The sequence below is a fragment of the Gordonibacter sp. RACS_AR49 genome, from assembly GCF_030418435.1.
Taxonomy (GTDB): Bacteria; Actinomycetota; Coriobacteriia; order Coriobacteriales; family Eggerthellaceae; genus Gordonibacter; species Gordonibacter urolithinfaciens.
Map to the genome: position 1 here is coordinate 41,419 of NZ_JAIUDM010000013.1, position 21,288 is coordinate 62,706.

General features: G+C 70.5%; 21 protein-coding genes. 1 reads left to right on the forward strand and 20 read right to left on the reverse strand.

Annotated elements, in window-relative coordinates:
- Positions 1 to 355: 355 nt before the first annotated feature.
- From LB310_RS14755 to lepA, 10 genes are all read right to left on the reverse strand, one after another.
- Positions 356 to 1,711: a MiaB/RimO family radical SAM methylthiotransferase gene (locus LB310_RS14755; protein WP_301155296.1), complete on the reverse strand. Its 1,356-nt coding sequence runs from the start codon at positions 1,709 to 1,711 to the stop codon at positions 356 to 358.
- Positions 1,708 to 2,505, reverse strand: coding sequence for a 16S rRNA (uracil(1498)-N(3))-methyltransferase (locus LB310_RS14760; RefSeq protein WP_301155297.1), 798 nt, complete (start codon positions 2,503 to 2,505; stop codon positions 1,708 to 1,710). The genes LB310_RS14755 and LB310_RS14760 overlap by 4 nt, the downstream gene beginning before the upstream one ends.
- A 10-nt stretch (positions 2,506 to 2,515) precedes the next feature.
- Entirely contained in the window at positions 2,516 to 3,655 is a 1,140-nt protein-coding gene (gene dnaJ / locus LB310_RS14765; protein WP_301155298.1) for a molecular chaperone DnaJ, read from the reverse strand.
- Between the two features lie 59 nt (positions 3,656 to 3,714).
- Positions 3,715 to 4,728, reverse strand: coding sequence for a heat-inducible transcriptional repressor HrcA (hrcA, locus tag LB310_RS14770; protein ID WP_224768045.1), 1,014 nt, complete (start codon positions 4,726 to 4,728; stop codon positions 3,715 to 3,717).
- Positions 4,729 to 4,886: 158 nt separating this feature from the next.
- Positions 4,887 to 5,996 (reverse strand): radical SAM family heme chaperone HemW, encoded by a 1,110-nt coding sequence (hemW, locus tag LB310_RS14775; RefSeq protein ID WP_301155299.1) that lies wholly within the window; start codon positions 5,994 to 5,996, stop codon positions 4,887 to 4,889.
- A gap of 3 nt (positions 5,997 to 5,999) precedes the next feature.
- Entirely contained in the window at positions 6,000 to 6,980 is a 981-nt protein-coding gene (gene dusB, locus LB310_RS14780; protein ID WP_157007274.1) for a tRNA dihydrouridine synthase DusB, read from the reverse strand.
- 317 nt (positions 6,981 to 7,297) lie between these two features.
- Entirely contained in the window at positions 7,298 to 7,816 is a 519-nt protein-coding gene (locus LB310_RS14785; protein ID WP_301155300.1) for a nitroreductase family protein, read from the reverse strand.
- A gap of 57 nt (positions 7,817 to 7,873) precedes the next feature.
- On the reverse strand, positions 7,874 to 8,068 hold the full coding sequence (locus LB310_RS14790) for a hypothetical protein (protein ID WP_096226551.1): 195 nt from the start codon (positions 8,066 to 8,068) through the stop codon (positions 7,874 to 7,876).
- Positions 8,069 to 8,127: 59 nt separating this feature from the next.
- A complete protein-coding gene (locus tag LB310_RS14795; protein WP_096226552.1) occupies positions 8,128 to 8,346 on the reverse strand; it encodes a hypothetical protein in 219 nt (72 codons plus the stop codon).
- A gap of 3 nt (positions 8,347 to 8,349) precedes the next feature.
- Positions 8,350 to 10,155, reverse strand: coding sequence for a translation elongation factor 4 (gene lepA, locus LB310_RS14800; RefSeq protein ID WP_087189731.1), 1,806 nt, complete (start codon positions 10,153 to 10,155; stop codon positions 8,350 to 8,352).
- A 389-nt stretch (positions 10,156 to 10,544) separates the two neighbouring features.
- On the opposite strand from lepA, the gene rpsT reads away from it, so the two are divergent.
- Entirely contained in the window at positions 10,545 to 11,051 is a 507-nt protein-coding gene (gene rpsT / locus LB310_RS14805; protein ID WP_087189730.1) for a 30S ribosomal protein S20, read from the forward strand.
- Positions 11,052 to 11,328: 277 nt separating this feature from the next.
- On the opposite strand, the gene holA is transcribed toward rpsT, so the two are convergent.
- The 10 genes from holA to LB310_RS14855 form a co-directional block, all read right to left on the reverse strand.
- Positions 11,329 to 12,306 carry a DNA polymerase III subunit delta gene (gene holA, locus LB310_RS14810; RefSeq protein WP_301155301.1) on the reverse strand — a complete coding sequence of 326 codons (978 nt, stop codon included), beginning with the start codon at positions 12,304 to 12,306 and terminating at the stop codon, positions 11,329 to 11,331.
- Between the two features lie 10 nt (positions 12,307 to 12,316).
- A complete protein-coding gene (locus tag LB310_RS14815; protein ID WP_244909809.1) occupies positions 12,317 to 14,656 on the reverse strand; it encodes a ComEC/Rec2 family competence protein in 2,340 nt (779 codons plus the stop codon).
- A gap of 3 nt (positions 14,657 to 14,659) precedes the next feature.
- Positions 14,660 to 15,370 (reverse strand): ComEA family DNA-binding protein, encoded by a 711-nt coding sequence (locus LB310_RS14820; protein ID WP_301155302.1) that lies wholly within the window; start codon positions 15,368 to 15,370, stop codon positions 14,660 to 14,662.
- 382 nt (positions 15,371 to 15,752) lie between these two features.
- Complete coding sequence (gene thiI / locus LB310_RS14825) at positions 15,753 to 17,012, reverse strand: tRNA uracil 4-sulfurtransferase ThiI (protein WP_301155303.1); 1,260 nt, start codon at positions 17,010 to 17,012, stop codon at positions 15,753 to 15,755.
- Between the two features lie 264 nt (positions 17,013 to 17,276).
- The gene (locus LB310_RS14830; protein WP_015540438.1) at positions 17,277 to 17,537 is read right to left on the reverse strand and encodes a DNA-directed RNA polymerase subunit omega; all 261 of its coding nucleotides are present in this window, start codon (positions 17,535 to 17,537) and stop codon (positions 17,277 to 17,279) included.
- Between the two features lie 7 nt (positions 17,538 to 17,544).
- The gene (gmk, locus tag LB310_RS14835; RefSeq protein ID WP_301155304.1) at positions 17,545 to 18,117 is read right to left on the reverse strand and encodes a guanylate kinase; all 573 of its coding nucleotides are present in this window, start codon (positions 18,115 to 18,117) and stop codon (positions 17,545 to 17,547) included.
- A gap of 7 nt (positions 18,118 to 18,124) precedes the next feature.
- Positions 18,125 to 18,433: an integration host factor, actinobacterial type gene (mihF, locus tag LB310_RS14840; RefSeq protein ID WP_041239777.1), complete on the reverse strand. Its 309-nt coding sequence runs from the start codon at positions 18,431 to 18,433 to the stop codon at positions 18,125 to 18,127.
- 223 nt (positions 18,434 to 18,656) lie between these two features.
- Positions 18,657 to 19,382, reverse strand: coding sequence for an orotidine-5'-phosphate decarboxylase (pyrF, locus tag LB310_RS14845; RefSeq protein ID WP_114568758.1), 726 nt, complete (start codon positions 19,380 to 19,382; stop codon positions 18,657 to 18,659).
- Complete coding sequence (locus LB310_RS14850) at positions 19,376 to 20,326, reverse strand: dihydroorotate dehydrogenase (RefSeq protein WP_301155305.1); 951 nt, start codon at positions 20,324 to 20,326, stop codon at positions 19,376 to 19,378. Before LB310_RS14850 ends, pyrF begins: the two co-directional genes overlap by 7 nt.
- Positions 20,327 to 21,136: a dihydroorotate dehydrogenase electron transfer subunit gene (locus tag LB310_RS14855; protein ID WP_301155306.1), complete on the reverse strand. Its 810-nt coding sequence runs from the start codon at positions 21,134 to 21,136 to the stop codon at positions 20,327 to 20,329. It lies immediately after the preceding gene.
- Positions 21,137 to 21,288 lie beyond the last annotated feature (152 nt).

A 21,288-nucleotide genomic window follows, 5' to 3' on the forward strand; every position in this document is an offset into this window, starting at 1 on the left:
GAATGCGCGGGCAATGGAGCGGATCGGGGCGTCGGCCCACGCCGGTTCGCAGAGGCCCGTCCGCGTTCGTTTCGGGGAGGGCAAGCACCGCGAATGGTAGGAAATCACCGAATTCGGAAGTTGAGGGCGACCCGAAGCCGCCGAAACGGAGGTTGAGCCGGAAAGGAGGAATCGCGACCAGGCACTATGCCGGAAAGCGCTTCCCGAAGCCACCGAGACGGGGCGTAGTTTTCCGAATTCGGTGATTTTATGCCGTTCGAGCGCGCATCTGAGGCGAAAGGCCCGGTCGATCCGGGCACCGGGCGCACAGGCAGCGAGCCGATGCCCGAACGAGCCTGCGCCGGGAGACGCCGTGCTACATCGTCGCCTTCACGAGCGTGCCCAACGGGGCCCCGGCGGGAGCGGGCAGCTCGAAGTAGCTTTCCGACATGGCGACGCCGCCCTCCTCGACCAGCGCGAGCTCGACGGTTCCCGCGCGGCGGACGCGCTCGGACGCGCGCAGCTCGTCGCCGAGGGCGCGCAGCGCGGCGGCTCGGGCCGCCTTGACCTCGGGGGGCACCTGGTCGGCGCGCGCGGCGGCGGGCGTGCCGGCGCGGCGCGAGTACGGGAAGGCGTGGATCTTCGCGAAGCGACAGGCGCGCGCGAGGGCGAGCGTCTCCTGGAACTCGGCGTCGGTCTCGCCCGGGAAGCCCGCGATGACGTCGGTGGACAGCGCCAGCTCGGGCACGGCGGCGTAGAGCCGCTCCACGAGCGCGCGGAACCGCTCCGCGTCGTAGGGGCGCGCCATCTCGCGCAGCACCTTCGAGCTTCCCGCCTGCAGCGGCAGGTGCAGATGGCGGCAGACGCGCCCGTCGGCGGCGGCGAGGAGGTCGATGAGCGCGTCGTCCACGTCGCGCGGCTCGACGCTCGAGATGCGGAAGCGCACGGGGAGCGCGCCGGGCCCGCGCAGGTCCGCCGTCTCGTCGAGCAGGCGGCGCAGCAGGCCGGCCAGGCGCGTCGCGGATGGGTCGCGGCGCTCGCCGTCGCAGTACGAGCCCAGGTTGATGCCCGTGAGCACGATCTCGCCCGCGCCCGCCCGCGCGTACGCCGCGCACTCGCGCACGACCTCGTCGGCGGGGCGGCTCGTCGCCCGGCCGCGCGCCACGTGCACGATGCAGTACGTGCACGCGTTGTCGCACCCGTCCTGCACCTTGACCCCTACCCGGGTGCGGAACCCGGATCCGATATGGAGCAGGGGGGCAACGTCCCCCTGCTCGATGGGAGCGCACGCAGTTTCGGAAGCCCCGCGCGCCGCGCCGCGGGAAGGGCCTGCGGGCCCCTCGGCTTGCACGGCAGGGACGTTGGCGGGATCGGCAGGCTCGCCGGCCGCACTGCGGGAGGAGCAGGCCTCGCACCAGTCCCGTATCGCGTCGGCGAGCTGGGCCTTCCCCACCACGGTGACGCGGTGGTCGAGAGCCTCGTAGAACGCCGCGTCGATGGCGGCGGCGCAGCCGGTGACCAGGACGCGGGCGCGATCGTTCGCGCGCAGGGCGCGGCGCACGGCCTTGCGGGTCTTCTTCTCGGCCTCGCCGGTGACCGTGCACGTGTTGACCACGATGAGGTCGGCTTCCGCTTCGGGCGTCTCCACGCCGCACGCGGCGAGACGCGCCGCTGCGTCGTCCGACTCGACGCGGTTCACCTTGCACCCCAGGTTGACGACGGCGAAGTTCATCGCACGCCCGCCCTCGCGCGACGCTCCAGCTCGTACAGCACGAGCGCGGGCGCCACGATGCCGGCGGTCTCCGTGCGCAGGATGGACGGGCCGAGCGACACGAGCGAGGCGCGGGGGTTGCAGGCCGAAAGCGCCTCCACCTCGCGCTCGGTCAGGCCGCCCTCGGGCCCCACCACCACGGCCACGCGTGCGCCCTGCGCCGCCGGGCCTCCGCCGAGCGCACGGTCGAGGGCGACGTCGAGCCGCGACGCGCTGGGAGCCTCCTCCCAGCACACGAGCACCGCCGCGGCCCTCTCCAGCAGCGCGCACGTCTCCCCCAGGCCCGCCGGCTCCCGCACCTCGGGCACGGCCGGCTGCCCCGACTGCATGGCCGCGCTCTTCGCGATGGCGCGCCAGCGCTCGGCCTTCGCCGCGCCCTTGCGGGCGTCGAGCCGCACGATGGAGCGCTCGCATGCCAGGGGCGCGAAGGCCGCCACGCCCAGCTCGGTGGCGTGGCGGATCACCGTCTCCATCTTGTCGCCCTTGGCCAGGCCCTGCACGAGCGTCACCGACGGGCCCGCGTCCGCGCGCTCGAAGCGCTGTGCGATGCGCACGAGGGGCACCTCGCCGTCGAAGGACACGATCTCGCAGGCGAAGTAGTCGTGCGCGGCATCCACCACCGCGATGCGCTCGCCCGGAGCCAGCCGAAGCACGCGCGCATGCTTCGCGTCGTCCGCCGCGAGGCGCAGCGGGAACGACTCGCCAACCTCGTCGGCGAGCACCTGCTCGTCGAGGTAGAAATGTTGAAGGGACATCGCTCGCCCGCTAGTTGAAGGCGTCGCGCAGCTTCTGCAGGGGCGTGCGCTCGTCGGAGACGTCCTCGCCCAGCTCCTCGGCCAGCTGCTCCAACAGCTCGCGCTGCCTCTTCGTGAGCTTCTTGGGCACCACCACGTTCACGTGCACGAACATGTCGCCGCGCGCGTCGCTGCGGAACTTCGGCATGCCGAAGCCCTTCACGCGCACCACCTGCTCGTTCTGGCAGCCCTCGGGTATGCGCACCTGCACCTTCTCGCCCTCGAAGATGCCGTCGATCTCGATCTCGGCTCCGAGGGAGGCCTGCACGATGGACACGTTCGCCCGCGCGTGCAGGTGATCGCCGTCGCGCTCGAAGAACTCGTGCGGCTGGATGCGCACCGTGACGATGAGGTCGCCGGGCGCCGCGCCCTGCATGCCCGCCTCGCCGAACCCGGACAGGCGCAGCTGCTGCGAGTCGCGGATGCCCACCGGCACCTCCACGGTCACGCGCTGGCGGTCGGGCACGCGGCCCTGGCCCTCGCATTCCGGACACGGGTTCTCCACCGAGCGGCCCGTGCCGTTGCAGGTCTTGCACGTGGTGGCCGTCTGCATGTCGCCGAGGAACGTGTGCTGAACCGAGACCACGCGGCCCTGGCCGCCGCAGTCCGGGCAGGTGACCTCGCGCCCGTCGGGTCCGAGGCCCGTGCCGTCGCAGTCGGGGCACGGCGCCAGGCGGTCGTAGACGATCTCCTTCTTGGCGCCTGCGGCCACCTCCTCCAGCGTGACGCGCAGGCCCACGCCCATGTCGCGGCCCTCGCGTCGCTGCTGCTGGCGCCCGCCCGCGGCCCCGCCGAAGAACGAGCTGAAGATGTCGCCCATGCCGAAGCCGCCGCCGAACAGGTCCTCGAAGTCCACGTAGCCGCCGCCCCCGTAGGGGCTGCCGCCGCCGGCCGCGCCCGGTATGGTGCCGAAGCGGTCGTATTGGGCGCGCTTGCCGGGGTCGCTCAGCACGTCGTACGCCTCGTTCAGCTCCTTGAACTGGTCCTCGGCGTCGGGCGCCTTGTTCACGTCGGGGTGAAGCTCGCGCGCGCGGCGTCGGAACGCCTTCTTGATCTCGTTCTCCGTGGCGTTCTTGGAAACGCCCAGAACCTCGTACAGATCCTTGGCCATTGCTCTTGCAGTACCTTCCTCGTTTGACGGCGCCCCCTCGTGCGGGCGCCGTGCAAGCCCTATACGTCCTGAAGCGCCGCGCTCGCGATGCGCACCGCCCGCAATACCTTGGAATAGTCCATGCGCGTGGGCCCGATGACGGCCACGACGCCGGCCGACTCCCCGCGCCCGTAGCGGCTGGCCACCACGGACACGCCCGCCAGCTCCGCCGCGTCGTTCTCGCGCCCGATGCGCACGCTGGGCGTGCCGTCGCCCTGCCGCACGGCGTCGTCCAGGATATGCAGCATGACCGTGTCGTCCTCGAGCACCTGCATGACGGGCAGCAGCGCCTGCGACTGGCTGAACTCGGGCTTCGTCAGAAGCGAGCTCACGCCCAGCCGGTGCGCGCGCGACAGCTCGCTCTCCTGCAGGCACGACAGCACCTCGTCGAGCGCCATGCGCACGAGCGGGTCGCGGAACGCCTCGGCCATGCCCTGGCCCAGGCCGTCCTCGATCTGCTGGAGCGACTTGCCCGTGAACACGTCGCCCAGAAACGCCTGCACGCGCGCCAGGTCGTCCGAGGACACCTCCTCGGCGAACTCCATCTGGCGGTTGAACACCTGGCCGTCCTCGGTGACGAGCACCACCAGCGCGCGGTACGCGTTGAGCGAGATGAGCGAGAGCTGCTTGATGTGCAGGTTCAGCACCGACGGCGCCAGCACGATGGAGAGGCAGTCGGTGAGGCGCGTGAGGGCCGACGACGTCTGCTCCAAGAGCGCGTCGAGCTCGCTCGCGCTGCGGCGCAGCTCGTCCACGACGGGGCGGTAGCGCTCGTCCTCGCCCGTGAAGTCGGCGGCCAGCAGGTTGTCCACGAACGCGCGGTAGCCGTGGTCGGTGGGGATGCGTCCGGCCGAGGTGTGGGGCTGCGTGATGTAGCCGCCGTCCTCGAGCACCGAAAGCTCGTTGCGCACGGTAGCCGGGCTCACGCCCAGCTGGTAGCGCTCCGTGAGCGTGCGCGAGCCCACCGGCAGGGCGCGCGCGACGTATTCCTCGATGAGCGCGGCCAGCACCCGCTGCCTGCGATCGGATAGCACGCCTTCCACCTTCCTCTCTCTCGCCCGTCGGCATTCCCCGAACCCGAACCATAGTAACGCATCATATTAGCAGCCGAAAGCCGAGAGTGCTAACAACAGCGAGAAATTATGGAGAAACTTGACGGTTACTGCATAGGAGAAGCGCGTGCGCCGGTTCCCTATGCCAAGTCGAACAGCCTCCCGTAGAGCTCGTTGCCGCAGAGCCAGCCGCGGTCGGTGGGGCGCCAGCGCCCGCCCGCATGCTCCACGAGGCCCTCCCCTTCCAGTTCCGCGAGCGCGGCGGGGGCGTCGGGCAGCAGGACGGCGGCGGCCTCCACCTGCTCGTCGGACACGCCGCAGGTCATGCGCATGCCCAGCATGAGGTCCTCGGCGGCCATGCCGCGCGCGTCCAGGTCGTCGGTCACCTGCCCGTCCTGCACGCGCATGCGGCGCTCCGCGTTCTGGGTCATCGTGGCCGCCGAGCGGCCGAGCCCCAGGTACGGCACGCCCGTCCAGTACGCGATGTTGTGGCGGCACGCGAAGCCGGGGCGGGCGTAGCTCGCCACCTCGTAGCGCTCGTAGCCGGCCTCGGCCAGCACGCGCGCGGCGATCTCCATGTGCGCGGCCTCCACGTCGTCGTCGGGCTCTTCCAGCTCGCCGGCAAGGACGGCGGCATCGAAGGGCGTGTGCGCCTCGATGGCCAGCGGGTACACGCTCACGTGCGCCGCGCCGAGCGCCGCCGCCTCGTGCACGCTCGCCTCGAAGCTCCCGGCGCTCTGGCCGGGAATGCCGCACATGAGGTCCACGCTCACGTTCTCGAAGCGCGTATGCGCCGCCTCGATGGCGCGGCGCGCGTCGTCGGCCGAATGGGCGCGCCCGAGCACGGCCAGCACCTCGTCGTCGAAGCTCTGCACGCCTATGGACAGGCGGTTCACCCCGAGCGCCCACACGTCGCGCACCATGCGCTCCGTCAGGCTCTCGGGGTTCGCCTCCATCGTGCACTCCACCTCGGGCGTGAGGTGCATCGACAGCGACAGCGTGTACAGCAGCATGGACAGCCGCGCCAGGCCGATGTGGCTCGGCGTCCCGCCGCCCACGTACACCGTCTCGAGCGCGCCGAGCTCGCCCTCCTTCGCCTTGCGGCGTAGCTGCAGGCAGAGGTCCTCCACGTACGCGTCGATCTCCGGCGCGTCGCCCGGCACCGCAGACGTGGCGAAGTCGCAGTACCCGCACCGCCTCACGCAGAACGGCAGGTGGAGGTACAGGGCGCGATAAGGGTCGTGCGGCATGGTCTAGCCCTCCTGTTCATGCTCGCCCAGCAAGGCGAGCAGCTCGTCGAACACGCGGTCGAAGTCCTCCACGGACACGCAGGCGTTGATCTTCGCGCGCGCCGCGGCAGCGCCCGGCAGGCCGGCCAGGTACCACATGGCGTGCTTGCGCATGCGCACGATGTTCTTCCCCTCGCGCCGCGAGAGCAGCCGCGCGTGGCGGCGGGCCATGGCGATGCGCTCGCGGGCGCCGGGGGCCGGCGGCTCGGGCACGCCCTCAAGCGCGGCCTTGGCCTGGGCGAACACCCAGGGGTTGCCCTCGGCGCCGCGGGCGATCATCACCGCGTCGCAGCCGGTGCGCACCGTGAGCGCCACGGCGTCGGCGCCCGTGCGCACGTCGCCGTTGCCGATGACGGGCACGTCCACGGCCTCCTTCACGCGCGCGACGACGCCCCAGTCGGCGCTGCCGCGGTAGAGCTGCTCGGCGAAGCGGCCGTGCACCGCGACGGCGCACGCGCCCGCATCCTCCATGCGGCGCGCGAAGTCCGGCGCCGTCTCCTCGCCCTGGGCCCAGCCGCGGCGGAACTTCACGGTCACGGGATGCGCGACCGCCGCGCGGATCGCCCGCACGATGGAGGCCGCGAGCCCCGGCTCCCTCATGAGCGCCGAGCCGTCGCCCTTCGACACGATCTTGCGCGCGGGGCATCCCATGTTGACGTCCAGGTACGCCAGCGACTCACCCATCTCCTGCTCGATCCAGGCGGCTTGCGCGGCCATGGTGTCGGGCTCGTGGCCGAACAGCTGGACGGCCACCTGGTCCTCGCCGGGCGCGAGGGCAAGCAGATGGCGCGTCTTCTCGTTGGCGTAGGAGAGCCCCTTCGCCGAGACCATCTCGGTGAAGGCGAGGTCGGCCCCCTGCTCGCGGCAGAGCGCCCGGAACGCCTCGTCGCTCACGCCCGCCATGGGCGCGAGGAGGAGGCGGTGGTTTTGGAAGAACTCGTGCATATCCTGCTTCCTTTGCACGCGTTTTCGTCACGACAGGTCAAAAAACGCGCGGTTTGGCAATTACGGTCGAGCGGTGAAAAACGCCGACCTGGGATTATAGCGGCAACCCGTGGCGAGCACGCTCCGAAACGCGCTTTCCGATTGCCAAACCGCGCGTTTTTTGGCAGGAAGGGCGTTCGGGCGCGGCATGCTCCCGGCTTCGTCGCCGCGGCCCGAGCGCCCACGTTGGACGCGCGCAGGCGTCGCGAGAAAGCGCTGCGTGCAGCCTTCCGGCTTCGCCGTCGCGCCCGCCCCGGGCCGGGATGGCAGCCGGCGCGCTACGCCCACACCACGCGGCTCTTGCGGTCGTGCGCCGTTCCCTCGGCGGCGGCGTGGCCGAGGGCGCACACGCCGTGCACCTCGGCCGTAGCCGGCACGCCGAGCGCGTCGAGCTCCGCGCGCACGGCGGGCTCGTCGCAGATGCCCTGCAGCTGGTTGATCCACACGCTGCCCAGGCCCAGGCTGTGGGCGGCCAGCATCATGCCCTGCATCGCGCAGCCGTCATCCTCGCGGCCGAACGGGGCGCCCTTCTCGTGCGCCACGATCACGATGGCCGCGGGGCCGTACATGTCGTAGGCGTCGCGAGCGAGCGCGACGCGGATTACCTCGGCCAGGCGCGCGACGCGTTCGCGGTCGTCAACCACCACGAACGTCCACTCCTGGCGGTTCATCGCCGAGGGCGCCCACTGCCCGCACGCGACGATGGCCTCCAGGTCCTCGCGCGCGACGGGCTCGTCCCGAAACGCGCGCACGGAACGGCGGGACAGGATGTTCTCTATAACCGGGTTCGTTCTCACCGGGTTCCTCCTTCTCATGTCGGTTCGAGGACGGCCGGGCGCATGCACGTCCCGGCGCTAGGCAGCCAGCAGGTCGATCATGCTGACGCCTGCGAATACCAGCAGCACCACGACGCCCGCCACGGCCAGCAGGCAGCCGCAGCCGAGCGCCATTTTCGTGCCGCCCGACGTGGAGGCCCGCACCTGCTCGCGCGCGGCCTTCTTCTCGTCGAACGGATCGTCCAACCAGTCGAACTCTTCGTTCTTGCCCATGTTCTCGCACCTATCAGTCGCAAAGCGGGGACGCCGCCCCGAACCACCAATGCCGTTGCTCAGAGAACCCTTGCCAACACGAAGCCTACCAGCACAGCAACGGCCGCCAAAGCCACCGAGCCGACTACACGGCGCTTCAGCAAGCCCCAGCCCTCATCGTCCAAACTGCCCAGGTCGTTGGGGAGCGCCTTGCCCCGCTGCCTGTAAAACAGATGCACCGCAAGCGCAGAAAGGACTGCGATGGCGATAATGCAGATTGCGAGAACAGCTCGGTCCATAGGCTAATCGTCCACCTTCAAAATGGCCATGAACGCCTCCTGCGGCACTTCCACGTTGCCGATGTTCTTCATGCGCTTCTTGCCGGCCTTCTGCTTCTCCAGCAGCTTGCGCTTGCGGCTGATGTCGCCGCCGTAGCACTTCGCCAGCACGTCCTTGCGCTTCGCCTTCACCGTCTCGCGGGCCAGCACGCGCCCGCCGATGGCGGCCTGGATGGGCACCTCGAACATCTGGCGCGGGATGATGCCGCGCAGCTTCTCCGTGAGCACGCGCCCGCGGTCGTAGGCCTTGTCCTTGTGGATGATGAACGACAGCGCGTCCACCGGCTTGCCCGACAGCAGGATGTCCAGCTTCACCAGCTTGGAGGGCTTGTAGCCGTCGAAGTCGTAGTCGAGGCTCGCGTAGCCCTTCGTGTTGGACTTCAGCTTGTCGAAGTAGTCCATGATGAGCTCCGACAGCGGGATCTCCCAGATCATCTCCACCGTGGTGGGCGACAGGTAGTTCATGGTGACGAACGTGCCGCGCCGCGCCGTGGTGAGCTCCATGACCGCGCCCACGTAGTCGGGCGGGATGAGGATCTTCGCCTTGAGGTAGGGCTCCTCGATGCGCTCGATCTCGCCGGGGTCGGGCATCTCCTGCGGCGAGTGCAGGCTGATCATCTCGCCGCCGGCGCGGTACACGTGATACTCCACGGAGGGCGCGGTGGCCAGCAGGTCCAGGCCGAACTCGCGCTCGAGGCGCTCCTTGATGACCTCCATGTGGAGCAGCCCCAGAAAGCCCACGCGGAAGCCGAAGCCGAGCGCATGGGACTTCTCCGGCTCCCAGGCGAGCGCCGGGTCGTTGAGCGAGAGCTTCTCCAGCGCCTCCTTGAGCGGCTCGTACTGGTCGCCGTCGATGGGGAACAGGCCGGTGAACACCATGGGCTTGGCGTCGCGGTAGCCGGGCAGAGGCTCCTCCACGCCGCCGCGCACGGCCGTGATCGTGTCGCCCACCTTCACCTGGCGCACGTCCTTGAGGCCCGTGACCAGGTAGCCCACCTCGCCCACCGAGAGCTCGGGCATGGCCGTCTCCGCCGGGCGGCGCGCGCCCACCTCCTCCACGAGCACCTCGGTGCCGGTGGCCATCATAAGCACCTTATCGCCCTTCTTGAGCGAGCCGTCCACCACGCGGATGAGCGCCACCACGCCGCGGTAGGGGTCGAAGTACGAGTCGAAGATGAGCGCGCGCAGGGGGCCGTCCGCGTCGCCCTCGGGCGCGGGGATGTTGTACACCACGGCCTCGAGCAGATCGTGCACGCCCGCGCCGGTCTTGCCGGAGGCGAGCACCGCGTCGTCGGCGGGGATGGCGAGGCCCTCCTCTATCTCCTCGCGCACGCGGTCGGGCTCGGCGGCCGGCAGGTCGATCTTGTTGATGAGCGGGATGATCTCCAGGTTCGCATTCATGGCCATCATGGCGTTGGCCACCGTCTGCGCCTCGACGCCCTGCGTGGCGTCCACCACGAGCACGGCGCCCTCGCATGCGGCCAGGCTGCGGCTCACCTCGTAGGTGAAGTCCACGTGGCCCGGCGTGTCGATGAGGTTGAACTGGTAGGTCTGGCCGTCGTCGGCCGTGTAGTCCACGCGCACGGCCTGGCTCTTGATGGTGATGCCGCGCTCGCGCTCGATGTCCATGGTGTCGAGCAGCTGCTCCTGCATGTCGCGCTGCGCCACGGTGCCCGTGAGCTCCAGGATGCGGTCCGAGAGCGTGGACTTGCCGTGGTCGATGTGCGCGATGATGGAGAAGTTGCGGATGAGGTTCGGATCGGTGGTCATAGTAGCTTTCTTCTTCGGGCGGTGCACGGGCGAAAAACGTGTTTTCGGGAATTTCCCCATGAAAACAGGGTCAACGTTTGGTATTCTATCGCATTGTGTATCCAGCGATACGTGCGTGCGATGATCTTATCGCCAAATCTGCAGACGTGGCTGCATTACGGATTCGTCCTCGCTGGTGACCGATTGGTCTGCGAAACAGAGAAATCCCGCCTGTTTCCATCGCATCGCCAACGCCCGCGCCTGGCGCGGGAGGCTCCTCCGGGGCCTTGTTGCGAGGCAATCGGCCACCTTGCGGCCACGCGGAGGGCATCGCCCGCCCGTATCGCTGGAGGCGCAGCGCGATTCGTATCGCAAGACAAGGCAAACGATTTTTTGGAGGAACGAACCACATGGCGAACATCAAAAGCCAGAAGAAGCGCATCATCACCAACGAGAAGTCCCGCATGCGCAACCGCGCGGTGAAGAGCGAGCTCAAGACCGCGACCCGCCGCGTGAAGGACGCCGTGGCCGCCGGCAACGGCGCCGAGGCCTACGCCGCCGCGCTCGCTGCCTGCCGTCTCATGGACCGTGCCGCCTCGAAGGGCGTCATCCACAAGAACCAGGCCGCGAACCGCAAGAGCGGCATCATGCTGCTCATCAAGGATGTCGTGACCGACGCCGACCGCGCCGCCTACGTGAAGCCGGCCAAGAAGGAGCAGCAGAAGACCGGCTCCAAGAAGGCCGCAGCGAAGGCCGAGCGCCTGGCAGCCATGAAGGCCGCCTCCGACGAGAAGGCGAAGCGCCGCGAGAAGACGCTGAAGGAAGAGGCCGCCGCCCAGAAGCGCAAGGCCAAGGAAGCCGAGGAGGCCGCCAAGGCCGAGGCCGAGGCCGCCGCTGCCGAAGAGGCCGCCGAATAGGCTCGATGCACCAGGATCGCCCGCGATCCGTCCGCATATCAAGGAAGAGGAAGCTCCCGGTGAAACGGGGGCTTCCTCGGTATTTGGGGATCGAAATCCCCGGTGCGTTCGCGGATGCGGGGCGGAACGGACGGCGGCCTTTTCCATGGCGCGGCGAAGCAGAGGGCTGGACGTCGGATGGCGCGATTCGCGCGCCGCATGCGTCGCGAACCGGCACGGGCGCGCATCGCGAGTCACGCACGCCTTCCGCGCTCTTGAGGGATGCCGCGCGCCTTCCCTACCTCCCCGCCGTTACCTCCAGCACCCAGTCGAGGAAGGCGGCCTGCGCATCCGCGCCGCTCTTCATGGCGCGCTCGGTGTCGCGGGCCGAGACGATGGCATGGCGCAGCTCGGCGGCGGTGAAGCCGCGGGCCCAGGCGGCGTGGCTCTTGCAGCGCCAGTCGGGCATCTTGAGGGCGGCGGCCACGCCGCGCGGGTTGCCGCGGTCGGCCAGGGCGCGGGCGCACACCAGCTCGCGCAGGCGCGTCGTGCACATGGCCAGCAGGGCGTGGGGCGACACGGACTCCATGCGACCCAGCAAAAGCAGGCACTTGCGGGCGTCGCGGGCGGCGAGGGCGTCCACGAACTCCCAGGGCTTCACCTCGGCCGTACGCGCCACCAGCCCCATGATCTCGTGCTCGTTCACGGCATCGGTGCCGCGGTGCGCCAGCGCGATCTTCTTGAGCTCGCTGTCCAGGTGGACGGTGTTCTCGCCCACCAGGTCCACCAGTGCGCGCGCTGCCCCCTCCGTGAGCGTGACGCCGTGGCCCGCGGCCATGGCCCGCACCGTCTTCGGCAGCTCGTTGCGCTTGAGCGGGGCGCAGTCGATGACGGCCGTCTTGCCATGGGCGGCCACGGCCTTGTACAGGCGCGTGTTCTTCGCCAGCTTCTCGGCCACCAGCGCGAGCACGGTGGACCCGCTCGGCGAGGACAGGTACGACACGAGTGCCTCGGCATCGGCCTTCTTGAGCTTGTCGGCTGCGCGCACCTCCACGAGGCGCACGGGGCTGGCGAACGGCACGGTGTTGCAGGCCGCCACGACGTCGCCGCCGAGGGCGGTCTCGCCGTTGAACTCGTCGGCGTTGAACGACAGGTCGCCCAGCGCGGAAAGGCGGGCGCGCAGGCGCTTCATCACGGCGTCGCGCTTGAGCGCGTCCTCCCCCACGATGAGGTAGACGGGGAGGAGCGGTGCTTCTTGTTTCTTGTTAGTCGGCATGCCCCGCATTCTACCGCAGCGACGCGACCGCGATGCCCTGCGCGGTGGATTTGCACGAAACATCCCCCGCCTCGTCGGTACGCCATATCTGCGCCCCCGCGTCGGCCAGCTCCCGCAGCGTCTTGTCGGCCGGGTGCCCGTAGCGGTTGCCCGCGCCCGCGCTCACGAGCGCGATGCGCGGGGAGAGCGCGGCCGCGAGCTCCGGCGTGAGCGCGTTCTTCGAGCCGTGATGGCCCACCTTGAGCACGTCAACGCGGCCCACGAGGCCCTGCTCCTCCATGGCGGCCAGCTGCTCGTGCTCCGCGTCGCCGGCGAGGAGCGCCGTCCAGTCGGCCGCCCCGTCGCCGTCGGCGTCGGCGCGCGCCAGCAGACACAGGCTGTCGGCGTTGCCGCCCCCGTCGGCGAAGCGGGCGGGCCACACCGCTTCCAGGTCGAAGGCGCCCACGTGCAGCCGGTCGCCCTGCGCGAGCCCCTGGACGGCCCCCTCCCCCACGAGCGCCGCCGCGTCGCCGCGCAGGCGCGCGCAGGCCTCGCAGGGGCAGGCGAGCGCATCGGCCGCCACGAGCACGCGGTCGACCTGCACCACGCCCTTGAGCGAGGCGAGCGCGCCCATGTGGTCGTCGTCGCCGTGGGTCACCACCACGGCGTCCAGGCGGAGCACGGCGTGGCGCGCGAGGCCCTCGCGCAGGAGGCGCTCCTGATTGCCGGTGTCCACGAGCACGGCCGCCCCCTCGCTGCGGACGACGAACGCGTCGCCCTGGCCCACGTCGAGCATGACGATCTCGTCGCCCGCGAGCCGCGGGGCGACGAGCACGACCGCGAGGGCGGCCGCCGCCGAGGCCCCTGCGACCAGCGCGGCCGTGCGCGGGCTCGGCGGGGGCCAGAGCGCCCAGAGCGCAGCGGCCAGGACGGCCGCGCCGGCAAGCGCGGGCACGACGGGCAGGTCGACGGGCACGCCCGCGCAGGGCAGCGACGCGCAGGCGCGGGCGGCGGCGCAAAGCGCCTCGGACGCGAGCGCGGCGCCTGCCAGCAGGGGCGATCCGGCGGCCGGCACGGCCAGGGCCGCGACAGCGCCGACGAGCCCTCCGGCGCAGGCGAGCGGGAAGAGGGGCGCCGCCAGCACGTTCGCCAACGGGGAGACGAGCGGCACCTGCGAGAACAGGGCGGCCGACAGCGGCTGGGCGAGCACGCTCGAGGCGGCCGTGAGCGCAAGCGCCTCGGCGGCGAAGCGCGGCAGGCGCGGCGCCAGGCGGCCGATCCAGGCCGCGGCGAGGCCCGCGAACAGCACGATGCCCAGCGTGGAGAGCACCGAGAGCGCGAACGACGCCGAGAGCGCCGCCGCGGGAGAGGCGGCAACGACGCCGGCGATGCACAGGCCCACGGCGTTCAGGCTGGACGGGCGCCGCCGCGCGAGGAACGACGTCGTGCCCGCGAGCGTCATGAGCGCCGCGCGAACGGCCGATATCGGCATGGCCGACAGCACGAGGTAGCACGCGAGCAGCGCCGCCTGCACGCCCACGGCCACGGCGCGCGGCGCTCGCAGCGCCCTGAGCGCGGCACCGGCGAACGCGCACACCATGACGAGGTGGGCGCCCGACACCGCCACAAGGTGCGCGAGCCCGGAGGCTTTGAAGGCGGCGTAGACGTCCCCTTCGTCCAGCGCGCCGCGCGCACCGCAGACGAGCGCCTGCAGCACGGCGCCGCCGTCGCCGTCCAGGCGGCCGAGAACCTCCAGGGCGCGTGCGCGCACGCCCAGCAGCACCCCGAGCGCATCGTGGCGCGCGACCGGCGCCGCCTGCCGGACGGTTGCGACGGCCGCGACGCCCCGCTGCCAGCACCAGGCCGCCGAGCGCTCGGCGGGGGCGGCCAGCGACGCCTCCGCCTCGAACACGTCGCCGTAGCGCGGCACGTCTGCACCGTCGGCGAAGCGCAGCCGCACGTCCACCGCGCGCCCCGATGCCAGGCGCGTGCGCGCGACGCACTGGGCGCCGTAGAGGCCCGCATCCGCATCCTCCACCGCCTCGAAGCGCAGCCGCCCCGGCGCCTCGCCGGCAGCCTCCTGCCAGGCGACATGCAGGGACGCCCCGGCACCGCAGCCGCACGCGGCGCCGACGAGGATGCCCAGCAGGGCGCATCGTGCGAGCGTGCCGCGCCCGCAGCGCAGCAGCGCGACGGCGGCAAGCACCGCAGCCGCGAGCGCCGCTGCGCCCACGGCGACGCACGCCCCCGCCTCCCAGAACTGCGCGGCGGCGCACACGGCGGCGCAGGACGCCCAAAGGCCCAGGCCGCACGCAAGCACCGGCGGCAGGGCCGGGCGCGGGGGCAGCGGGGGCGCGGGGCGCGGCGACACGGGTCAGCCGACGCAGATCGCGTCCGCGAGCGCCGCGAACTTCTTGTCGCCTATGCCGGAGACGCGTTTCAGGTCCTCGACCGTCTTGAAGGGACCGTTGGCCTCGCGGTCGGCGACGATCTTCTCGGCCGTGGAGGCGCCCACGCCGGGGAGCGTGTCCAGCTGCGCGGCCGAGGCCGTGTTGATGTTGACCTTCCCGCCCGCCCCGCCCGCAGCAGCGGAGGCGCCTGCGCCCGCTGCAGCACCGCCTGCGCCCGCCGACACCGCCTCCTGCGCGGCGATGTCCGCCTCGCTCGGCACGACCACCTGCTCGCCGTCGGACACGGCCCGCGCCAGGTTGAGCGCGTCGCGCGCGGCCCCCTCGGCGAAGCCGCCCGCCGCCTCCACGGCATCGAGCACCCGCGCGCCCTCGGCCAGGTCGTACACGCCGGGTGCGGCCACCGCGCCTCCCACGTGCACGCGCAGCGGCGCGGGGGCGGCCTGCGAAGCGCCCGCATCGGCCGCAGCATCGGCATCCCCGTCGCCGGCCGCCTGCTCCGCATCGCCCGGCTGCACGACCGCGAAGCCCTCCGACGACGCGGCGTCGAGCAGCAACCTGCCCGCGCAAACCATGACGACGATGGCCACGGCCGTCACGCCCACAAGCACGGGCAGGCGCGCGCCTGACAGGTGCAGCCGCGCCCGCCACGACTGCGCGCTCCGCTGGAACGACATGGCCCCTCCCTTCCTCGACCGGATGCGAGCAGGAAGGGGCCGCCCGAGTTAGACGGCGGCGCCCTTCGCCCGCCTTTCGATCATAGCGCCGCGACCTTGCACGGGAACCGTCGGAAGCACCATGCGGAGTTGACGCGGATCTTATGCCGATCCAGCACGGCAACCGGCAGAAGCTTGCACGTTTCCAACGCAGATGCAGCAAAAAGGAGGGATAAATTCGGAAGGGGTGAAATCGATCGCCTTAGGGCGTCGTCCGGACATGGCAAAGCGGGGCGCCCGGCGCCCGACCGTTCAGAATGCGCGGAAAGGGGATTCCGGAAGGAACCGACGGAAAGCCGTCACCGAAAAGCCACAGCCTCCTCCTCGATACCCGCCCTCTGCGTCAGGCGCGCGCAGAATCCCCGGTGCCCCCTTGCCTCGCGCCGGCCGCGTCTCGACGGGCCCTCGGCTTGTAGGCGGGACAGGCGTAGTCGCGCACCTCGGCGGCTTCCACCAGCTCGGCCACCCAGCGCTCCACGGGCAGCGCGGCCTCGGCCTCGCGCACAACCGGGAGCTTCGCATGGGTCTCGGGGCTGCGGGGCATGAACAGCGTGCAGCAGTCGGGCGCGTCCTGCGACGATATCTCGTAGGAGCCCAGGCGCTCGGCCTCGCGGATGATCTCCAGCTTGTCCGTGCCGATGAGCGGCCGAAACACGGGCAGGTCCACCGCGTCGTCCGTGGCGCGGATGTTGTCGAGCGTCTGCGAGGCCACCTGCCCCAGGCTCTCCCCCGTCACGAGCGCCCCGGCGCGCTCGCGCGCAGCCAGCGCCTCGGCCACCTTGAACATGAGGCGGCGGTACATGATGACGCGCAGCTCGGGCGGCACCGTGAGCGCGATCTCGCGCTGGTAGTCGCCGAACGGCACCGTGTACACGCGCGCGATGCAGCCCGTGCGCTCCAGCACGCGCGCGATGTCGTCCACCAGGTACTCGCTCGCGTCCGAGGTCTGCGGGCGACCGGAGAAGTGCACGCCGATGCACACCGCGCCGCGGCGCGCCAGCTTCCACGTGGCCACCGGCGAGTCGATGCCGCTCGACAGCAGGCACACCACCTTGCCCGAGCTGCCCACCGGCAAGCCCCCGACGCCCGGCACGGAGCGCGCGTAGACGTACGACGCGTTCTGCACGACCTCGACCCCCACCGTGACGTCGGGGTTCTTCATGCGCACGCCCTTGTCGGGGCATGCCTCGCAGAGCGCGCCGCCGATGATCTGGTTCATCTCCATCGACCCGGTGGCGAAGTCGGTGTGGTTGCGCCGCGCCGCCACCTTGAACGTGGAGAACTCGCCCGCCTCCGAGAGCGCGAGCACGGCCGCGCGGGCCATCTCGTCCAGGTCGCGCTCGCACTTGAAGCCGCTCGACACGCGCGCCACGCCCGGCACGCGCCCTGCGACCTCGGACGCCTCGACGGCCGTGTCCCAATCCGTGCCCTCGCGCAAAAACACGCACAGCCTCCCCGAGATGCGATGGATCGTGACCACGGGGAACGGCGCGAGCAGCGCCTCGAGGTTCTTCAGAAGCCGTGTCTCGAACGAGGCGCGGTTGTGGCCCTTGAGGCCGATCTCATGGTAATGGACGAGGATGATGCGTTGGAAGTCAGTCATGGGAGTCCCCCGGGTTCGCAGGTTCGAACGGTCCGCGCGGGCGCGGTCGCCAACCTAGCAGGTCGCGCAATTCGCGCAAAGCGCGAAAACAAGCGTGCCGGTTGGCGTAGTAAGTCAGCGAGAAGCCCCGAAGCGCTCAAGATTGCCGCGAAAGCATTCCAAAGCGTACTTCGCGGTACGCGAGGAATGCTTGGAGCGGCAAGATCGGGCGCTTCGGGGCTTCGCAGCGTCGACAGGTTCCGCCGTTCGGAGAACGGCGGAACCTTAATGGTTCTTGATGTCGATGGAGTTCGGGTCGTACGACACTTCGCCGCGGGCGATCTCGTTGAAGGCGAGCGACAGCGGCTTCTTGTCGGCCGCGCGGGCGATCTCGACCGCCGTCTGCAGCTGAATGGCGCGGTCGCGCTGGCCGCGCATCATGTCGTTGATGTCGTGCGCGCGCTTCGAAGCGAGGGCGCACAGCAGGAAGCGGTCGTTGTCGGTCCTGTCCAGCAGTACGTCGATCTTGGGTTCGATGATACTCATAGAGCGTTTAACCTCGTGCTTTCTCGGCTTGCTCGTTGACGTAGCGCACCAGGGCATCGGTCGCCTCGTCAAGGTTGTCGTTTACCAGCCGCATATCATACTCCATTTTGCGCGAAAGCTCCACCTCGGCCGCTTTCATGCGCGCCTCGATCACCTCGTCGCCCTCGGTGCCGCGTCCGCGCAGGCGCTCCTCGAGCACCTGGAGCGACGGCGGCTCGATGAACACGAGGCGGGCGGCGGGCATCTTGTCGCGCACCTGGAAGGCGCCTTGGACGTCGATCTCGAGGATGACCTGCTCGCCGCAGGCCATGTGGTCCTCGACGGTCGCGCGGGGCGTGCCGTAGCGGTTGCCCGCATAGGTCGCCCACTCCAAGAGCCCGTCGGTGTCCACGAGGTCTTGGAACTCCTCGGCCGACGCGAACTGGTAATGGACGCCGTCCACCTCGCCCTCGCGCGGGGCGCGCGTCGTGACGGAGCGCGACACCCAGGCGTCGGGCACCTCGCGCAACAGACGGGCCACCAGCGTGCCCTTGCCGGCACCTGATGGCCCAGAGATAACGAACAGATTACCGTGTCGCATGCAGCGTTTAGCCCAAACGCTCCAGCAAGGCGGTCTGCTGGCGCTCGCCCAAACCGCGCAGGCGGCGGCTCTCGGCGATCTGCAGCTCCTTCATGATCTTCTCGGCTTTGGCCTTGCCGTAGCCCGGCATGGTCTCGATGAGCGTGGAAACCTTCATGCGGCCGACCACGGGATCGTTCTTCATCTCGAGAACCTTCGCCAAGGTGAGCTTGCCGCTTTTCAGCTCGTCACGAACCTCGGCGCGCTTGATGCGGGCCGCCTTCGCCTTCTCCAGAGCCGCCTGACGTTCTTCCGGGCTGAGTTGAGGAATAGCCATCGTGTATCTCTCCTTCTTGTTCAAAAGCGATTCCGTGATACTATCACGCCTTCGTCCGTCTTGCCTTGTCAATCGCCGTAATTCCAAAAAATTCCCGCGCGATGCCACACATTGTAGGAGCAGGCCCGCGCGCCGGACCCGTTTCGTCGCACAACCGTTACGAACGGTCGCTCGCCGAGGTCGAACGGGGGAAACGCTCCCCCGCCACCGTGCGCGAACGGTTCTACAGCTCCGCCGCGATGGCCTCGAACGCGGCGGCAGGGTCGTCGGCCTGCGTGATGGGACGGCCCACCACGATGTGCGAGGCGCCGTTGGCGAACGCCTCGGCAGGCGTTGCCACGCGGCTCTGGTCGCCCTTGGCGGCACCGGCGGGGCGCACGCCCGGCGTGACGATGTATGCGTCCGGCCCCAGGATCTCGCGCAGGCGCGCAGCCTCCTGCGGCGAGGCCACCACGCCGGAGATGCCGGCGCGCTTGGCCTGCTCGGCCAGCACCACCACCTGGTCGGCCATGGCGCGGCTCACGCCCGTCTCGGCGAGCGCCGCGTCGTTCATGCTGGTGAGCACCGTGATGCCGAGCGTTGCCGGAACCTCGTGGCCGTACTCGGCGGCCGCGCGCTCGGCGCCCTTCTGGGCGGCCGCCATCATGTCGACGCCGCCCACCGTGTGCATGGTGAGCATGTCGGCCCCGCTGCCGGCGGCAGCGTACGCGGCGCCCTCCACCTGGTGCGGGATGTCGTGGAACTTGAGGTCGAGGAACACTTTGAAGCCGCGCTCCTTGAGGGCATAGACGATGGCCGGGCCGTTCGCGTAGAACAGCGTCATGCCCACCTTCATCCACGTAGCCTTGCCCTGCAGCTGGTCGGCGAGGTCGAAGGCCTCCTCGATGCCGCAGTCGAGCGCCACGATCACGCGGTCGCGCGCGGGGATATCCTCGAACGAATTCACCATTCCAACGCTCCTATCAGCTCCTGCACGTCTTCCACTCCGTGCCTCTCGCAATACTGCGCCATTCCGTCGATGATTTCAACCGTGGCGTGCGGATTCACGAAATTCGCGGTGCCGACGGCCACCGCCGTGGCCCCGGCCAGCATGAACTCCACGGCGTCGGTCGCGCACGAGATGCCGCCCATGCCGAGCAGCGGCACGTCCACGGCCTTGTGCACCTCCCACACCATGCGCAGCGCCACGGGCTTGACAGCCGGGCCGGAGAGCCCGCCCACGCCGCGCGCGAGCACCGGGCGGCGGCGCTCCGCGTCGACGGCCATGCCGAGCAGCGTGTTGATGAGCGAGAGCGCGTCGGCCCCGGCGGACACGGCCGCGCGGGCGATCTCGGTCACGTCGGTGACGTTGGGCGTGAGCTTCACGATGAGAGGCCGCTTCGTGGCGGCGCGGCAGCGGGACACGACGGCCTCGACGCTGCCCGTCTGGCAGCCGATGGTCATGCCGCCCGCGTCCACGTTCGGGCACGAGATGTTCACCTCGTAGGCGTCCACCGGCACGTCCTCGAGCGCCTCTATCACCTGCACGTACTCGTCGAAGCTGTGGCCCGACACGTTCACGATCGTCGTCGCGCCGCGCTCGGCGAGCCACGGCAGGTCGTGCGCTTTCAGGTGCGCGACGCCGGGGTTCTGCAGGCCGATGGAGTTGAGCATGCCCGAGGGCGTCTCGGCGATGCGCGGCGTCGCGTTGCCCTCCCAGCCGTTCAGGGACACGCCCTTCGTGGTGACCGCGCCCAGGCTGGCCACGTCCACGAAGTCGCCGTACTCGCGCCCGGCGGCGAACGTGCCCGACGCCACCGTGACCGGGTTCTTCATCTCTAGGCCGCCCAGGTTCACGGCCATGCGCACGCTTGTGGGGGCCGTCGTGCGCGGACCCGCGCCCATCGTCGCCATCTACCACACCACCTTCCGCGCATCGAACACCGGGCCGTCGACGCAGGCCCGCTTCTTGCCGTCCACCGTGTCCACCACGCACGACAGGCAGGCTCCGACGCCGCACGCCATGCGCTTCTCCATCGACGCCTCGCAGGGCACGCCGGCCTCCGCGGCCATGCCGGCCACGATCTTCATGAGGGGCTCGGGGCCGCACACGGCCAGGTAGCCGTAGGGCTCCCCTGCGGCCGCGGCTTCCACCAGCGCCTCCTCCACGAGCGAGGTGCAGAAGCCCTCCCGGCCGAAGCTGCCATCGTCGGTGGCGCAGCGCGGGGGCGCGTCGAGCAGCGCCTCGTAGCGCGCGCGGCAGGTGAGCGCGGCCTCGGTCTGCGCGCCCAGCACGACGTCGGTGCGAACGCCCGCGCCGACCAGCTGCTCGCACAGCATGAAGAGCGGGGCCGCACCCACGCCTCCGCCCACGAGGAGCGCCCGGCGCGCGCCAGCGGGCGGCTCCCAGGCGCGCCCGACCGGGCCGATAAGCTCCGCGCCCGAGAGGTGCTCGGCGCGCTCAGGCTCGATGCGGGTCATGTGGTCGGTGCCGAAGCCCACGGCCTGGTAGAGGATCTCGAGCGTTCCCGCGGCCGCGTCGCGCGCGTACACCGAGAACGGGCGGCGCAGGATATGCGCCTCCATGTTCGGCACCTTCATGTGCACGAACTGCCCCGGCTCGATGCTGGCCGCGATGTGCGGGGAGGCGAGCTCCATGAGGTAGAGGTTGGGGCCGACTTCCCCGTTGGCGAGGATGCGCGCCCGCTCGTTGACGAGTGCCACGTTCGTCCTTTCGGTTGTGCGCCGCCGCGGTTGTGCCCGACGGCGCGTTCTTCGTCTCCCGATGGCCGATTGTAGCATCTGCGCGGCCGGGCACGCATCTGACAGGCCGAAATGCCAAGGAAAAGACCACGGGAGCCCAGCCCGTTTCGCAG

Excerpts from the sequence above, each read along its gene's own strand:
- LB310_RS14760 (WP_301155297.1), bottom strand. The coding sequence starts at position 2,505 with ATGTCCCTTCAACATTTCTACCTCGACGAGCAGGTGCTCGCCGACGAG.
- dusB (WP_157007274.1), bottom strand. The coding sequence starts at position 6,980 with ATGCACGAGTTCTTCCAAAACCACCGCCTCCTCCTCGCGCCCATGGCG.
- rpsT (WP_087189730.1), top strand. The coding sequence starts at position 10,545 with ATGGCGAACATCAAAAGCCAGAAGAAGCGCATCATCACCAACGAGAAG.
- LB310_RS14795 (WP_096226552.1), bottom strand. The coding sequence starts at position 8,346 with ATGGACCGAGCTGTTCTCGCAATCTGCATTATCGCCATCGCAGTCCTT.
- hemW (WP_301155299.1), bottom strand. The coding sequence starts at position 5,996 with ATGCCGCACGACCCTTATCGCGCCCTGTACCTCCACCTGCCGTTCTGC.
- mihF (WP_041239777.1), bottom strand. The coding sequence starts at position 18,433 with ATGGCTATTCCTCAACTCAGCCCGGAAGAACGTCAGGCGGCTCTGGAG.
- thiI (WP_301155303.1), bottom strand. The coding sequence starts at position 17,012 with ATGACTGACTTCCAACGCATCATCCTCGTCCATTACCATGAGATCGGC.
- dnaJ (WP_301155298.1), bottom strand. The coding sequence starts at position 3,655 with ATGGCCAAGGATCTGTACGAGGTTCTGGGCGTTTCCAAGAACGCCACG.
- lepA (WP_087189731.1), bottom strand. The coding sequence starts at position 10,155 with ATGACCACCGATCCGAACCTCATCCGCAACTTCTCCATCATCGCGCAC.
- gmk (WP_301155304.1), bottom strand. The coding sequence starts at position 18,117 with ATGCGACACGGTAATCTGTTCGTTATCTCTGGGCCATCAGGTGCCGGC.
- LB310_RS14820 (WP_301155302.1), bottom strand. The coding sequence starts at position 15,370 with ATGTCGTTCCAGCGGAGCGCGCAGTCGTGGCGGGCGCGGCTGCACCTG.
- pyrF (WP_114568758.1), bottom strand. The coding sequence starts at position 19,382 with ATGGTGAATTCGTTCGAGGATATCCCCGCGCGCGACCGCGTGATCGTG.
- LB310_RS14850 (WP_301155305.1), bottom strand. The coding sequence starts at position 20,326 with ATGGCGACGATGGGCGCGGGTCCGCGCACGACGGCCCCCACAAGCGTG.
- LB310_RS14755 (WP_301155296.1), bottom strand. The coding sequence starts at position 1,711 with ATGAACTTCGCCGTCGTCAACCTGGGGTGCAAGGTGAACCGCGTCGAG.
- holA (WP_301155301.1), bottom strand. The coding sequence starts at position 12,306 with ATGCCGACTAACAAGAAACAAGAAGCACCGCTCCTCCCCGTCTACCTC.
- LB310_RS14830 (WP_015540438.1), bottom strand. The coding sequence starts at position 17,537 with ATGAGTATCATCGAACCCAAGATCGACGTACTGCTGGACAGGACCGAC.
- LB310_RS14790 (WP_096226551.1), bottom strand. The coding sequence starts at position 8,068 with ATGGGCAAGAACGAAGAGTTCGACTGGTTGGACGATCCGTTCGACGAG.